Raw genomic sequence first — 15,238 nt, forward strand, 5'->3', positions numbered from 1 at the left:
GATGACACTCTACGCAACCACGTCCCACACCGTCGGGCCGTATTACCACATCGGCCTGACCTGGCTGAATCGCGAAGACCTCACCGTAGCCGCGACCCTCGGCGACCGCGTGGCGATCAGCGGGCAAGTGCTGGACGGCAACGGCGATGTCGTCAACGACGCCATGCTGGAAGTCTGGCAGGCCAATGCCGCCGGCAAATACGACCACCCTGAGGATGATCAGGACAAGGCGCTTGACCCCAACTTCGAAGGCTTCGGCCGGGTGCCCGTGGATGCCGAAGGACGCTTTCGCTTTACCACCATCAAGCCAGGCAGTGTGCCGGGACTGAAAGGCACGACCCAGGCGCCGCATCTGGTGGTACTGGTGTTTGCCCGGGGGCTGGTGAAGCACTTGCTGACGCGGATTTATTTTGACGGTGAGGCGCTCAATGGCGATGACCCGCTGTTGGCGTGTGTGCCGGCAGAGCGTCGCGGTACCTTGATTGCCAAGGCGGACGCGCAGGGTGTGCATCAGTGGAATGTGATTTTGCAGGGGACAGATAAGGAAACGGTGTTCTTCGATTACTGAGTTGGCTGTAGGGCCTCATCGGGGGCAAGTCGAATCGTCGCACCGCCCCTCCTACACTTGGACTTGTGAATACATTCAAATGTGGGAGGGGGCTTGCCCCCGATGAGGCCCTTACAGTCACTGCATATCCAAAAGTCTGCTTGCGGAACATGGTTGTTGCAAAGTATGTCTAGGCTATAACCGTTCCCACTGAGTGAAAAAACATGACAACAACAACCAGCCACTACACCGGAGAAGAGCGCAGCAAACGGATTTTTGCGATTGTCGGTGCCTCATCCGGCAACCTTGTCGAATGGTTCGACTTCTACGTCTACGCCTTCTGCGCGATTTATTTCGCCCCGGCGTTTTTCCCCTCCGACGACCCCACGGTGCAACTGCTCAACACCGCCGGTGTGTTCGCCGCCGGGTTCTTGATGCGGCCCATCGGCGGCTGGTTGTTTGGCCGGGTGGCCGACAAGCACGGGCGCAAGAACTCGATGATGATCTCGGTGCTGATGATGTGCGCCGGTTCTCTGGTCATTGCCTTCCTGCCCACCTATAACGATATCGGTGCCTGGGCGCCGGCGCTGCTGTTGGTGGCGCGGCTGTTCCAGGGCTTGTCGGTGGGCGGCGAGTACGGCACCACGGCTACCTACATGAGTGAAGTCGCGCTCAAGGGCCAGCGTGGCTTCTTTGCCTCGTTCCAATACGTGACCCTGATCGGCGGCCAGTTGCTGGCGGTATTGGTGGTGGTGATCCTGCAACAGATCCTCACTGAGGAGGAATTGCGTGCCTGGGGCTGGCGCATTCCGTTCGTGATCGGTGCCATCGCGGCGGTGATTTCCCTGCTGCTGCGTCGCACCCTGAAAGAAACCACCAGCAAGGAAATCCGTGAAGACAAGGACGCCGGCAGTATCGTCGCGCTGTTTCGCGACCACGGCAAAGCCTTCATCACCGTGCTTGGTTACACCGCTGGCGGCTCGCTGATTTTCTACACCTTCACCACCTACATGCAGAAGTACCTGGTGAACACTGTCGGCATGCACGCCAAGACATCCAGCTACATCATGACCGGCGCGCTGTTCCTGTACATGTGCATGCAGCCGCTGTTCGGCATGCTGGCCGACAAGATCGGCCGCCGCAATTCCATGCTCTGGTTCGCCGGCCTTGGCACCCTGTTCACCGTGCCGATCCTGCTGACCCTGAAAACCGTGACCAGCCCGTTCCTGGCCTTTGTGCTGATTACCCTGGCCCTGGCGATTGTCAGCTTCTATACCTCCATCAGCGGCCTGGTCAAAGCCGAGATGTTCCCGCCCCAAGTACGTGCCTTAGGTGTGGGCCTGGCCTATGCCGTGGCGAATGCGGTGTTTGGCGGCTCCGCGGAAGTGGTCGCGCTGAGCCTGAAATCCATCGGCATGGAAAACACCTTTTATTGGTACGTCACTGCGATGATGGCGGTGGCCTTCCTGTTCAGCTTGCGCTTGCCGAAACAGGCGGCGTACCTGCACCACGATCTGTAAGGGACGAGTTATGACGCTGCGCACGAGCAATCAACTGTTCGACGCCTACTTCACCGCCGGCAGCATGGCCGAAGTGTTCTGTGACCAGGGGCGCTTGCAGGGCATGCTGGATTTCGAGGCCGCGCTGGCCCGGGCCGAGGCCCGGGTCGGGTTGATTCCGCAGGCCGCCGTGGCGCCGATTGCCCAGGCCTGCCTGGCTTCGCTCTACGATGTGGACGCCCTCGGCGTGGCGATTGCCACGGCAGGCAACTCGGCGATCCCATTGGTCAAGGCACTGGGCAAGTTGATTGCCAGTGAAGATCCCGGCGCCGAGCGCTATGTGCATCTGGGCGCGACCAGCCAGGACGTGATGGACACTGGCCTGGTGCTGCAGTTGCGCCAGGCACTGGGGTTGATCGACGCGGACCTGGCGCGCCTGGGCGATGTACTGGCTGCCCAGGCCCAGCGTTACGCCGCCGTGCCATTGGCCGGGCGTACTTGGTTGCAACACGCGACACCGGTCACCCTGGGGATGAAAATCGCTGGTTGGCTGGGCGCCCTGACGCGCACTCGCCAGCGCCTTGCCGAGTTGAAGCCGCGCCTGCTGGTGCTGCAGTTCGGCGGCGCGTCCGGCACCCTTGCAGCGCTCGGCGAACACGCCATGCCCGTCGCCGAAGCCTTGGCCGCTGAATTGCAGCTAGGCCTGCCCGAACAACCCTGGCATACCCAGCGTGATCGCCTGGTGGAATTTGCCAGCGTGCTCGGCCTGATCGCCGGCAGCCTCGGCAAGCTGGGTCGTGATATCAGCCTGTTGATGCAAACAGAAGCGGCGGAGGTATTTGAGCCTGCGGCGCCGGGCAAGGGTGGTTCCTCGACCATGCCCCACAAGCGCAACCCTGTGGGCGCCGCGGTACTGATCAGCGCCGCCACCCGCGTACCGGGCCTGGTGGCGACGATGTTCAGCGCCATGCCCCAGGAGCACGAACGCAGCCTGGGCTTGTGGCACGCCGAATGGGAAACCCTGCCCGAGATTTGCCGCTTGGTGTCCGGCGCCTTGCAACAGGCACTGCTGGTCTGCGAAGGGTTGGAGGTCGACCCCGAGCGCATGGCAGGCAACCTTGACCTGACCCAAGGCCTGCTGCTGGCCGAAGCCGTCAGCATCGTGCTTGCCCAGCGCCTGGGCCGCGACGCCGCCCACCATCTGCTGGAGCAGTGCTGCAAACGCGCCGTGACCGAGCGGCGCCACTTGCGTGAAGTATTGGCGGATGAACCGCAAGTCACCGCCGAGCTATCCGCGGCTGAACTGGATCGTTTGCTCGACCCGGCCCATTACCTGGGCCAGTCGCTCACCTGGGTCACCCGTGCAGTGACCGAACACTTTGCCTTGACTGCCTGAGGAGACTGCTGTGGCTTTTGTACAACTCGCCGAGGGCGAACTGCATTACCAATTGGAGGGCCCGGTGGATGCACCGGTGCTGGTGCTGTCCAACTCCCTGGGCACCGACCTGCATATGTGGGACATCCAGATCCCGGCATTCACCGAGCATTTTCGCGTGTTGCGCTACGACACTCGTGGCCATGGAAAATCCCTGGTGACCGAAGGGCCGTACAGCATCGAGCAACTGGGCCGAGACGTGATTGCCCTGCTGGATGCGCTGGATATTCAACGCGCGCATTTTTGTGGCCTGTCCATGGGCGGGTTGATCGGCCAATGGCTGGGCATTCACGCCGGCGAACGCCTGCAACGCCTGGTGGTATGCAATACCGCCGCCAGGATCGGCACGCCAGACACCTGGAACCCACGCATCGAAATGGTCCTGCGCGATGGTGCCGCTGCGATGGTGGCCCTGCGCGATGCGTCGATTGCGCGCTGGTTCACTGCGGATTTCGCCGCCGCCAACCCGCATCAGGCCAAGCAGATCACCGACATGCTCGCGGCTACTTCGCCTGAGGGTTATGCCGCCAACTGCGGTGCGGTGCGCGATGCGGATTTGCGTGAGCAATTATCGTCGATCAAGGTCCCGACCCTCGTCATTGCCGGTACTGAAGACGCCGTGACGCCGCCAGCCGGCGGCCACTTCATCCAGAATCATGTGCAGGGCGCCGAATATGCCGAGTTCTATGCAGCGCACCTGTCCAACGTGCAAGCCGGTGCTGTATTCAGCGACCGGGTGATTAAATTCCTGCTGGCCCACTGAGGAGCTTTTCGTGGACGAGAAACAACGTTACGCCGATGGCCTGCAAGTGCGCCGCGACGTATTGGGCGATGCCCATGTCGACCGCAGCCTCAATGCCTTGACCGAGTTCAACAGCGAGTTCCAGGAAATGATCACTCGCCACGCCTGGGGCGATATCTGGACCCGCCCCGGCCTGCCTCGGCATACCCGCAGCCTGATCACTATCGCGATGCTGATCGGCATGAACCGCAGTGAAGAACTGAAACTGCACCTGCGCGCCGCCGCCAGCAATGGCGTGACCCGCGCCGAGATCAAGGAAGTGCTGATGCAGAGTGCGATTTACTGCGGGATTCCGGCGGCAAATGCAACCTTTCACCTGGCTGAATCGGTGTGGGACGAATTGGGGGTTGAGTCTCGAGAAACCTGAGTTGAAATACATTTCTGATCTTTACAACCTGCAGATCAGCGTGAGTCGGCATCCCATACCCAATTCCACACGCCTGGCAGGTGCACGGGCTCGCTTGCGACCTTCACCGTACGTGCCAGCGCCGCCTGTTGAAGCTGGGTGGTGTCGGTGTAGAAAGGCTCGACAGCGGTGTTCAAACCGTTGACGTGCGCACTGTCCATCAGGATCTGCAGGTACTCCTGCATATGCCGCGCGGTATAGCGGTTGATATCGTGGAAGGTCACCACCACGGGGATAACGCCGGCCACCGTCGGTAATTCGCCCAGGGCAATGCGTTCACGTACCAGTGACAACTGCCGGTACAAATTGGCCCGTCGGCGCGGGCTGCCATTGAAACCCCAGATCTTGCCGTCGTTGGCGCTCAGGTCCGTCAGCAACACCTGCATGCCATGCCGCTGGTAGGCGGCGAAGGTGCGTTTGTCATAGTTCCAGAAGGGCGGGCGTACCAGCGCCGGAGGCGTGCCGGTGATGCTGGCGATATCGGCGGCACCTTCGGTCAGGGTACGTTCCAGTTCGGCATCGTTCAGCCAGCGGTGGTTGGTGTGAAACGCCGTTGCCGTATGGAACGCCAGGATGTGGCCAGCGACATGCTCGCGCTCCATGGTCTTGCGCCCCCGGGAACTGCCGCCAGAGCGGGCGGCTTCGGTCTGCAGGAAAAATACCGCCTTGATACCCGGCAGTACCGGGTTGTGCGCCAGGTCGGCAATCACTGAACGGCTCGGGTTGTTGTAGCCCGAGGCGCTGGGGCCGTCGTCGAAGGTCAGCAGGAAGCGGATCGGTGCCTGGGCTTCCAGGCGCTGCTCAGTTTGCGGTGTCAGGGCCACAGGCGCACCGATGCAGCCGGTGAGGCTCAGGGTCAGGAGTGCGCATGCAAGGGTGAGGAATTTCATGGCGTAGGCCTGGCTCGAAAAGGCCGCCGCTGGGGAGGATCAACAGCGGCAGGCGCGCACCATACAGCAAGTTTGTCGTGAGTCTACGATCAGCTGACGAGTGCGCGCCTGGTCCGCCAACTCAGCGGGCTTGAAGCGGGTTGTAGTTCTGGTTCCTGTATTGCTGGTCCTGTTTTGCTTCTTCCGGGCCCGAGACAAAGCCGCCGCCCATGTAGACCGTCCCCGACACCTCCGCTCCCAGATTGATATAGGAGAAATTCTTGACGTTGGAGTCGATGATCACGCTATCGTTACCTTCCCGGGTTTGTATAAACAAGCGTGAACGGCCGGTAGGGTCATTTTTGACCGGCAGTAAGAATTTTTCTTCATTAATGTCGGCTATTAATGAACCATCGTCGGCCGCACTGATGCGGACCTTGTCGTCACCGTCGCCTGTTTTGATTACCGTGACGCCGTCGCCGGGATAGTCAGAGTGATTGTTTTGAGTGAAGCTGATGGTGACATCACCTTGGTTGAATACTTGGCTGTCACCCTCATTTGTCATGTAGAAAGGCACTGGAATGACGCCCGGTTCAAAAAAAGTTTTTTTGTTCGCGGATTCAGGTGCTGATGTGTAGTGATCTCGGCCCGATATATGATGATCATCGTTGAGGCTGATCGAAGTTTCGAACCAGATCTTTTTATCGATGTTGACTTGATCGTTTCCGCCATTGGTTTTTATTTCAAGCTGCCCCAGGATTGCACCGTGGTTTTCGATGGGGAGCGCATAGGCCTTTTCATTGATTTCAGCAACAACAGCTCCTGACTGAAGTGTCTTGATCTCTATGTGATCATCTTGGATTCCGGTCTCTATGGTGACTTTATTGCGCGTGGTCGGTGTGCCATTAAAACTTCCTTGATGCAGGGGAGAAGAAGTTATCTTGACGTTGCCATTCTCAAATTCGTGGGTAACAGGCGCTCCAGTTGGAGATCTTGGCACCTCGGTAAGTGTGGTCCAGATGACATTCTGGGCAGGCGGTGTCGTGCCAGCCGTGTTTTGAACTGGTGCTTGAGCCTGAACTGGGGGTTGAGCAGGAGCCTGAATCGGAGTTTGACCTGGGCTTGGACGGCGCGAATCGTGCTTGTGGCGAGTCAAGTGAGAGGCATGGTGAAACCGATCACGGTCACCTGCTTTGCGGGTATGGGCCGCCGGCGCCTCATTGGTTCGGTCGGCATCTGCCAAAGTGATCGTCGCGTTTTGTTCTTTGGGCGTGCTCTTCTCGTCTAATTGTTGTTTCCAGTTATTCCAAGTGTGCAGGGCTGGGTTATCAGAAGTGACTATATTCATGAGATGCTCCATATTTTAAGAAATGCGAAAAGTTCGAGTACGAAAAGAATTCTTAGCGTCTCGGACATTCTTAATGGCGCAGCGATGACTATGGTTCATATAGTATTTGTTTCGTTTTCCTACGTTGTGAAGGGGGCATGAGCCTCGAGCGAACGAGCCGTTTCATCACCCGTAATGAATTTAGAGCAGTGAAACTGGATAACGGATGATCAACCGGTTTTCGTCGAAATCATTGTTGCTGTAGTCCGGCGAATTCTGGAATTGCGCTAGTGCATATTGAGATTCAAGGTCGGGAAAGCGAAGTAGCGTGCGTGCTGCTTTCCCGATGTGACCTTGGAATGCCCGTTGGAGCGGGCCATCAATCAAGTTGATAGGCAGCATCCTTGCTGCGCGAATAAATACCTAAGGCTATCTTCTTGTATCAAGGGTACTTCGTTCGCGGTTTGATACCCATTTCCTTGCGTATCGCATTCTCGTGGTGCGGGCTGGGGTTCGTGGTTGTCGGCGGAGTGGTGGGATCGTTGTCAAAATCGTAGGGTGTGGCGTTGGTATGCAAGCCCATAGCCTGGAGTTCGGCTCTAGGCGCGCCTGGACGTTCAGGGTTATCGGGTGTTGGATCAGTAAAACCCGGCAAAAATGTACCGTTGGCTCCGTTCCAGGAATGTGCCATCTCATGGTAGAGCATGACAATTGGAGAGGTCATGTTCCCTTCTTCATGCTTAAAGATCATGGCCCGGTTATAAAAAATATGACCTAGATCTGCACGTGCACCAGGTACTCCATCTTTTATCCCGCCTTTTCTCGGGTCGTCCAGTGGGATTTTATTCCGCTCTTGCTCACTCAGTTTTTGCAGCTCACTGCTATTGAAGAGGTAACTGGTGCCCCCACCTTCGGTTTCCTCGATGGTGACCGGCGCACCATTTCGCTCAGCAACGTTATCCATTTCCTCCAGCATCTGCCTTCCCACAGGTGAGGCACGCAGTAGTGCCAGATCATCTTCGACCCGTTGTTTGAACGCATCCGAACCTACGATTTTAAAAGCTTTCTTACCCGCATCGTTCGACTCCACCCTGGTGATCGTCGATTGCTCTGCGCCTGAAAGGCGATCTCCGTTCTCGGCGTAAATTCGCGCTTTGGTGAGGTTGCCCCACACAATATCGGACCCCTTCCCTGTATAGATGGTGCTATCCGCGTGGGCAATCATGTGGTCGTTACCGTCACCGCCATTCATCACCGTGTGCCCGTCGCCGGCGTACATCAGGTCGTCGCCCTCACCTCCATCCAGGTGACTGTTTTTGCTGGCAGGTCCGGCCCCGGCATACAAACGATCGTTACCCTTGTTCCCGTACATCACTGTGTGTCCGGTACCGCCGATTATCGTGTCGTCACCATCGTTGCCTTCGGCGTAACTGACGCCATTACCCAAGCGAATATGGTCGTTCCCGCGTCCACCAAAAACGTTAGTATTCCCCCCTCCGGCTTGCACGGTGTCATCCCCGTCGCCTGCTTCGATATTCATGGCCACGGTGACGTCGGGATCCACGGTTATATTGTCGTTACCCGCGCCGGACTTGATGTGCAGGAGCAGTGGAGGCAGCTTGCCTTCGGATGGCGAAGTGTTTGCGGAGCGGTTTTCGCCGTTGAAGGTGTATTCCCGGTCATTGATTTTTACGTGCAGTCGGCCATTCGAGGCCTGGCTGATATGGACGGTGTCCGATTTATCACCCGTCTCGAGCGTCAGGGTACGGCCTATGAGCACAGGCTTCTTGGGGTCTCCATGGTATTCGACGCTTTCCTCGGTGGCTTTGAGGTTGCCGTCATCCACGAGCATCTGGGTTCTTGGGCGAATGGGGTTGTTTTCGGGAGATGGAGGTTTATCGGCAGTTGCGGAAGGCACAGTGGCTGATGGTGCGGATTGGGGGGCTATCGAATCCATGAACCGTTACCTGTCTTGAGTTAACTGTAGTGGCTTCACCAAGCTTGTAGTTGGCTTGAAGTAATTAGACCCATGGGTGGCATTGGTGAAAGTAATGGTTCCGTGCCCAATTGAGGTTGAGTACTACATGGGGTGGTAAGTGGGCGCACGTATCGGTTTTTTTAGATTGATAGGCCTTATCACGTACGTAAAATGGGTTTTCGTCGTGGGGCAGGGAAGCCCCGCATAGCAGGCATTGGAGGAAGTACGGTGCCTGCGATGGCGGGTGGGCTGGCGAAGCGCGGACAGGCGCATAATGGTTGCACCCTTTGCGCTTGAACGTTTTGTTATCAAGTTTTTTGGGTTTCACAGCAGACTTATCGGGTAGCTGACGATCAACCGGTTTTCATCAAACTCATTGTTGCTGTAGTCCCGGCGCATGCTTGAATTGCGCAAGCGCACATTGAAGTTCTTCAGTGCGCCGCTCTGCACCGTATAGCCGATTTCACTCTCACGGCCCCATTCCTTGCCGTCGCTGATAGTGCCTGTGTGCACATTGCTGCCGCTGATATAGCGGTTCATCAGCGTCAGACCGGGTATGCCGAGGGTGGCGAAGTTGTAGTCGTGGCGCACTTGCCAGGATTTTTCCTCGGCGTTGTCGTAACTCGAGTTATAACTGTCGTTGGCCAGGGTACCGCCACTGGTGCCATTGACGCGCATCCAGGCGCTGTTGCCGGTGAGTGTTTGCAGGCCGACATAGAACGTGTTGCCGCCGTACCTGGCGGAGAACAGGCCGGACCAGGTTTTGTTGTCCAGGTTGCCTGCGCGGGCGCTGCCATCGTCCTTGCCGTAGAAAAACCCCAGGTTGGCGCCGAGTGTCCAGTTGCCGACGGGCTGGCTGTGGATCAGGTTGACGAATTGCTGACTGTAGATGTCCTTGAGCTGGGCGTTCCATACGCCGACCTGGGTGCGCTTGTCGTTGAAGGCATATTCGGCACCCTGGAAGTTGAAACGGTCGGAAGTAAACGCAGCTTTACCGACCATCGACATGTCGCCCATGCTGCCGTCATCACGCGGGCTGTTAGCGCGGAACTGGCCGCCATACAGGGTCAGGCCGTCGATTTCCTTGGAGGTGATCTGCCCGCCGCGTAGGGTCTGTGGCAGGGAGCGGCCATCGTCCGAACGCAGGATCGGCAACACTGGCATCCATTCGCCTACCTTGAGTTCCGTCTTGGAAAACCGCGCCTTGAAGGCCACGCCCAGGCGTCCGAATTCGTCCGCCGGCCGGCCATCATGGTCCAGCGGCAGCAACTGAGTGCCGCCCGTGCCACGCCCTCCATCGAGCTTGAGCGAGTACAAACCCAGCACGTCCACACCAAAACCTACTGTGCCTTGGGTGAACCCGGACTTGGCGTCGAGGATAAAACTCTGCGTCCACTCCTGCGCACCGCCCTGGGCCTTGGTCGGGTTGGTGTAATTGCGGTTGAAGAAGAAATTACGCAGGTTGAGGTTGGCGCTGGCGTCTTCGAGAAAGCCGTGTTCTTCGGCGATAGCGGGAAGGGCAAGGCTGGCGACAGCGGTCGCCAGCAACAGCTGGCGCGGTTGGAAAGTGCTCATGGCGTTGGACCTGTTGTTATTGGGCTTATGCAGGTGGCGGCCATGGTGCGCGGCGGTGTGGGGTCGATTCAATCGGGGCAGGGCGGGTTGTGGGCGATGATCGAACGCAACTTGGCGGGGTAATCATCCAGGCATAAAAAAACCGCTTCCGGTGAGGGAAGCGGTTTTCTTACACCCGCACTATCAGAACAACTTCAAGGGCGGTGCTTCTTCTTTCAACGGCTCATTCTGCGCGGTCTGCTCGTTCCAGCCACCGCCGAGGGCCTTGTACAGGTTGACCTCGCTGTTGAGTTGAGCCAGGCGGTCGGTGATCAGCGATTGCTGGGCACTGAACAGCTGACGCTGGGCGTCGAGGAAGGTCAGGTTGCTGTCGACCCCAATGCGATAGCGACGCTCGGCCAGGCGGTAGTAGTCCTGGTTAGCCTCGACGAAGCCACGTTGGGCGTCCAGTTGCTGCTTGTAGGTCGCCCGTGCGGCGAGGCCGTCGGAGACTTCCTGGAAGCCGGTCTGGATCGCCTTCTCGTAGTTGGCCACGTTGATCTCTTTCTGGATCTTCGAGTAGTCCAGGCTTGCGCGCAGGCTGCCGGCGTTGAAGATCGGGATGTTGATCTGCGGGGCGAACGCCCAGGTGCCCGAGCCGCCTTTGAACAGGCCGCCCAGGGTAGGGCTGGCGGTGCCGGCGCTGGCGGTCAGGCTGATGCTCGGGAAGAACGCTGCACGAGCCGCGCCGATATTGGCGTTGGCCGCCTTGAGGTTGTACTCGGCCTGCACAATGTCGGGACGACGTTGCAGCAGGTCCGATGGCAACCCGGCAGGTACTTCGCTGAGCAGGTTATCCGACAGCGGCTTGCTGACGATATTCGCCGGCAGGCCGGTACCCAGCAGCAGGGTCAGGTTGTTCTCGTCCTGGGCCACCTGGCGGGTATACCGGGCCAACTGGACCCGGGCATTTTCCACCGAGGTGCGTGCCTGGCTGAGGTCCAGCGCCGAGGCCACGCCGACTTCGTTGCTGCGCGAGGTGAGCTTGAAGCTCTGCTCGAAAGCACCGAGGGTGTCCTGGGTCAGCTTGAGCAGTTCCTTGTCGGCCTGCCAGGTCAGGTAGGCATTCGCCACGCTGGCCACCAGGCTGATCTGGGTGCTGCGCCGCGCCTCTTCAGTGGCGAAGTACTTTTGCAGCGCTTCTTCACTCAGGCTGCGTACGCGACCGAACAGGTCCAGCTCATAGGAGCTGATTCCGAGGCCGGCCGAGTATTGGCTGGTGATGCCTGCTTCGCCGGTCTGCGACAGCTTGGCCGGGGTGCGCTGGCGGCTGCCGCTGCCGGTGGCCGACACGGCCGGGAACAGGTCGGCACGCTGGATCTGGTACTGCGCTGCATAAGCGTCGATGTTCAAGGCCGCGACACGCAGGTCACGGTTGTTCACCAACGCGGTCTGGATCAGCTGCTGCAGGGCAGGGTCATGGAAAAACTGCTTCCAGCCTTGCTCGGCAGCGGCCTGGCCCGGCGCCTGGGCCGACGAATACGCCGGCCCCTGCGGGAACTGCGCGGCCACCGGCGCATCGGGGCGCTGATAGTCAGGTATCAGCGAGCAGCCACTGAGCACGAATGCCGTGACGGCTAGGGAAAGTAGCGACTTGCTCATTGGCCAGCCTCTTTAGGAGTTTCAGTAGTGTCTTTCTTTTTGCGTTCGCCAGCCGAGGACACGGTTGCATAGAACAGTGGCACCCAGAAGATCGCCAGCACGGTGGCGGTGATCATACCGCCGATTACGCCGGTACCGATTGCGTGTTGGCTACCTGAGCCGGCGCCACTGGAAATCGCCAGCGGCAGTACGCCGAGCACGAACGCCATGGACGTCATGATGATCGGGCGCAGACGCATCCGCGAAGCTTCGATCGCCGCCTCGACGATGCCTTTGCCTTGCTCATGCAGCTCCTTGGCGAATTCCACGATCAGGATGGCGTTTTTCGCCGCCAGGCCCACCGTCACCAACAGGCCCACCTGGAAGAACACGTCGTTGGACAAGCCACGCATGCTGGTAGCGATCAGCGCACCGATTACACCCAATGGCACAACCAAGATCACCGCAATCGGGATCGACCAGCTTTCGTACAGTGCCGCCAGGCACAGGAATACAACCAGCAGCGACAGTGCGTACAGCGCAGGTGCCTGGGAGCCGGACAGGCGTTCTTCATACGACAGGCCGGTCCAGGAGTAGCCGATGCCGGCCGGCAGTTCCTTGGCAATGCGCTCGACTTCCGCCATCGCGTCACCGGTACTGTAGCCCGGCGCCGGGGTACCGAGGATTTCCATCGCCGCTACACCGTTGTATCGCGAGAGCTTCGGTGAACCATAGATCCACTTGCCCGACGAGATGGCCGACAGAGGCACCATTTTCCCGGACTCGCTGCGCACATACCATTTGTCCAGGTCTTCCGGCGCCATACGACTGGCAGCGTCACCTTGCACATACACCTTCTTCACACGACCACGGTCGATGAAGTCGTTGATGTAGCTGCCACCCAGGGCAATGGCCAGGGTCTGCTGGATATCGGCGAGGCTGATGCCCTGGGCACTGGCCTTCTCGTCGTCGACGGTCAGCTCGTATTGCGGCTCATCGTTCACACCGTTGGGACGTACGCCTGCCAGTACCTTGCTCTGCGCCGCCGCACCGAGGAACTGGTTACGTGCAGCCATGAGCTTGTCGTGGCCGACGCCACCCTGGTCTTGCAGGAACACGTCGAAACCGGTGGCGTTACCCAATTCAAGAACCGAAGGTGGCACGATGGCGAATACCATTGCGTCCTTGAAGGCTCCGAAGAAGTAACCCTGGGCCCGCTTGGCGACTTCGAATACCGATTGGGTAGAGTCACGCTCATCCCACGGCTTGAGCATCACAAACGCGAGGCCCGAGCTCTGGCCACGGCCGGCGAAGTTGAAGCCGTTTACGGTAAACACCGAGTTCACGGACTTGCCTTCGCCTGGCTCGCCTTTCTTGTCATGCAGCAGGAAGGCCCGCATGTCATCGATGACTTTTTGCGTACGTTCAGCCGAAGAGCCGACCGGTGTCTGCACCTGGGCAAAGATTACGCCCTGGTCTTCCTCAGGCAGGAACGCGCTCGGGATACGGGTGAACATCCAGATCATGCCGGCCAGGATCAGTACATACACCAGGAATGCCGGGATCTTGTGCTTGATCATGCCGCCCACGCCGCGCTCGTACTTGAGTACGCCGCTGTCGAAGGTGCGGTTGAACCAGCCGAAGAAGCCGCGCTTGGGTTGGCCGTGCTTTTCCGGATCGATCGGCTTGAGCATGGTGGCGCACAAGGCCGGGGTGAAGATCAGGGCAACCATGACCGACAACGCCATCGCCGAAACAATGGTGATGGAGAACTGACGGTAGATCACCCCGGTGGAACCACCGAAGAACGCCATCGGCAGCAATACCGCCGACAGTACCAACGCAATACCCACCAGGGCGCCCTGGATCTGGCCCATGGACTTGATCGTCGCTTCTTTGGGCGACAGGTGTTCCTCGGCCATTACCCGTTCGACGTTTTCCACCACCACGATGGCATCGTCCACCAGCAAGCCGATGGCCAGGATCATGCCGAACATGGTCAGGGTGTTGATGGTGAAGCCGCACGCGGCCAGGATCCCGAAGGTGCCCAGCAATACCACCGGTACGGTCATGGTGGTGATGATAGTGGCGCGGAAGTTCTGCAGGAACAGGAACATCACCAGGAACACCAGCACGATCGCTTCGACCAGAGTGTGAACCACACCGGAGATCGATTCGGTCACCACCGGGGTGGTGTCATACGGCACCACTGCCTTCATGCCCGGCGGGAAGAACGGCTCCAGGGACTTGACTGTTTCGCGGATGGCCTTGCCGGTGTCCAATGCGTTGGCACCTGCCGCCAGCTTGATGGCCATACCCGAGGCCGGCTTGCCGTTGAACTGCGCACTGATGCTGTAGTTCTGGCCGCCCAGTTCGATACGCGCGACGTCACCCAGGCGAACCTGGGAGCCGTCGGTGTTGACCTTCATCAGGATCTTGGCGAACTCTTCAGCGCTTTGCAGGCGCGTCTTGCCGATGATGGTGGCGTTCAGCTGGGTGCCGGGCAGGGCAGGCAGGCCGCCCAGTTGGCCGGTGGCCACCTGCACGTTCTGCGCCTTGATGGCGTTGCTGACATCCACCGGGGTGAGCTGGTAGTTGTTCAGCTTGGCCGGGTCGAGCCAGATACGCATGGCGTACTGCGAACCGAAGACCTGGAAGTCACCTACACCCGAGGTACGGGAAATCGGGTCCTGGATGTTGGACACGATGTAGTTGGACAAGTCGTCCTTGGTCATGCTGCCGTCTTCCGACACCAGACCGATCACCATCAGGAAGTTCTTCACCGACTTGGTCACGCGGATACCCTGTTGCTGCACTTCTTGCGGCAGCAGCGGGGTGGCCAGGTTCAGCTTGTTCTGCACCTGGACCTGGGCGATATCCGGGTTGGTACCCTGGTTGAACGTCGCGGTGATGGTCATGCTGCCGTCGGAGTTACTGTCCGAGGCGACATAACGCAGGTTGTCGATACCGTTGAGCTGTTGCTCGATGACCTGTACCACGGTGTCCTGCACGGTTTGTGCGGACGCGCCTGGGTAGGTCACCTGGATATCAATGGCCGTCGGCGCAATGGCCGGGTATTGGTTGATGGGCAACTTCAGGATCGACAGTGCCCCGACCAGCATGATCACCAGGGCAATTACCCAGGCAAAAATGGGACGGTCGATAAAAAATTTCGACATG

Annotated in this window: 11 protein-coding genes; 5 read left to right on the forward strand and 6 right to left on the reverse strand. The window is 59.1% G+C overall.

The features are described from left to right. Window position 1 precedes the first annotated feature (1 nt). From pcaG to pcaC, 5 genes are all read left to right on the forward strand, one after another. Entirely contained in the window at window positions 2-568 is a 567-nt protein-coding gene (gene pcaG / locus QYQ93_RS07770; protein ID WP_217880403.1) for a protocatechuate 3,4-dioxygenase subunit alpha, read from the forward strand. A 203-nt stretch (window positions 569-771) separates the two neighbouring features. Then, on the forward strand, window positions 772-2,067 hold the full coding sequence (locus QYQ93_RS07775) for an MFS family transporter (RefSeq protein WP_217880404.1): 1,296 nt from the start codon (window positions 772-774) through the stop codon (window positions 2,065-2,067). A 10-nt stretch (window positions 2,068-2,077) separates the two neighbouring features. Next, complete coding sequence (locus tag QYQ93_RS07780; protein WP_338476650.1) at window positions 2,078-3,442, forward strand: 3-carboxy-cis,cis-muconate cycloisomerase; 1,365 nt, start codon at window positions 2,078-2,080, stop codon at window positions 3,440-3,442. Window positions 3,443-3,452: 10 nt separating this feature from the next. Continuing rightward, window positions 3,453-4,244, forward strand: coding sequence for a 3-oxoadipate enol-lactonase (gene pcaD, locus QYQ93_RS07785; protein WP_338476651.1), 792 nt, complete (start codon window positions 3,453-3,455; stop codon window positions 4,242-4,244). A gap of 10 nt (window positions 4,245-4,254) precedes the next feature. Next, the gene (gene pcaC, locus QYQ93_RS07790) at window positions 4,255-4,650 is read left to right on the forward strand and encodes a 4-carboxymuconolactone decarboxylase (RefSeq protein ID WP_338476652.1); all 396 of its coding nucleotides are present in this window, start codon (window positions 4,255-4,257) and stop codon (window positions 4,648-4,650) included. A 35-nt stretch (window positions 4,651-4,685) separates the two neighbouring features. Here the strand turns inward: pcaC and QYQ93_RS07795 are convergent, their stop codons facing one another. The 6 genes from QYQ93_RS07795 to QYQ93_RS07820 all read right to left on the reverse strand — a co-directional run bounded on the left by QYQ93_RS07795 (window position 4,686) and on the right by QYQ93_RS07820 (window position 15,237). Then, window positions 4,686-5,579: a polysaccharide deacetylase family protein gene (locus QYQ93_RS07795; protein ID WP_338476653.1), complete on the reverse strand. Its 894-nt coding sequence runs from the start codon at window positions 5,577-5,579 to the stop codon at window positions 4,686-4,688. A 121-nt stretch (window positions 5,580-5,700) separates the two neighbouring features. Further along, the gene (locus QYQ93_RS07800; RefSeq protein WP_338476654.1) at window positions 5,701-6,906 is read right to left on the reverse strand and encodes a hypothetical protein; all 1,206 of its coding nucleotides are present in this window, start codon (window positions 6,904-6,906) and stop codon (window positions 5,701-5,703) included. Between the two features lie 421 nt (window positions 6,907-7,327). Then, window positions 7,328-8,842, reverse strand: a complete 1,515-nt coding sequence (locus tag QYQ93_RS07805) for a M91 family zinc metallopeptidase (protein ID WP_338476655.1) — start codon at window positions 8,840-8,842, stop codon at window positions 7,328-7,330. 345 nt (window positions 8,843-9,187) lie between these two features. Further along, window positions 9,188-10,438 (reverse strand): OprD family porin, encoded by a 1,251-nt coding sequence (locus QYQ93_RS07810; protein WP_338476656.1) that lies wholly within the window; start codon window positions 10,436-10,438, stop codon window positions 9,188-9,190. Window positions 10,439-10,621: 183 nt separating this feature from the next. Then, window positions 10,622-12,079, reverse strand: a complete 1,458-nt coding sequence (adeC, locus tag QYQ93_RS07815) for an AdeC/AdeK/OprM family multidrug efflux complex outer membrane factor (protein ID WP_043050007.1) — start codon at window positions 12,077-12,079, stop codon at window positions 10,622-10,624. After that, on the reverse strand, window positions 12,076-15,237 hold the full coding sequence (locus QYQ93_RS07820) for an efflux RND transporter permease subunit (RefSeq protein WP_338476658.1): 3,162 nt from the start codon (window positions 15,235-15,237) through the stop codon (window positions 12,076-12,078). The genes adeC and QYQ93_RS07820 overlap by 4 nt, the downstream gene beginning before the upstream one ends. Window position 15,238: the final 1 nt, after the last annotated feature.

Source organism: Pseudomonas khavaziana, from assembly GCF_036704165.1.
GTDB lineage: Bacteria > Pseudomonadota > Gammaproteobacteria > Pseudomonadales > Pseudomonadaceae > Aquipseudomonas > Aquipseudomonas khavaziana.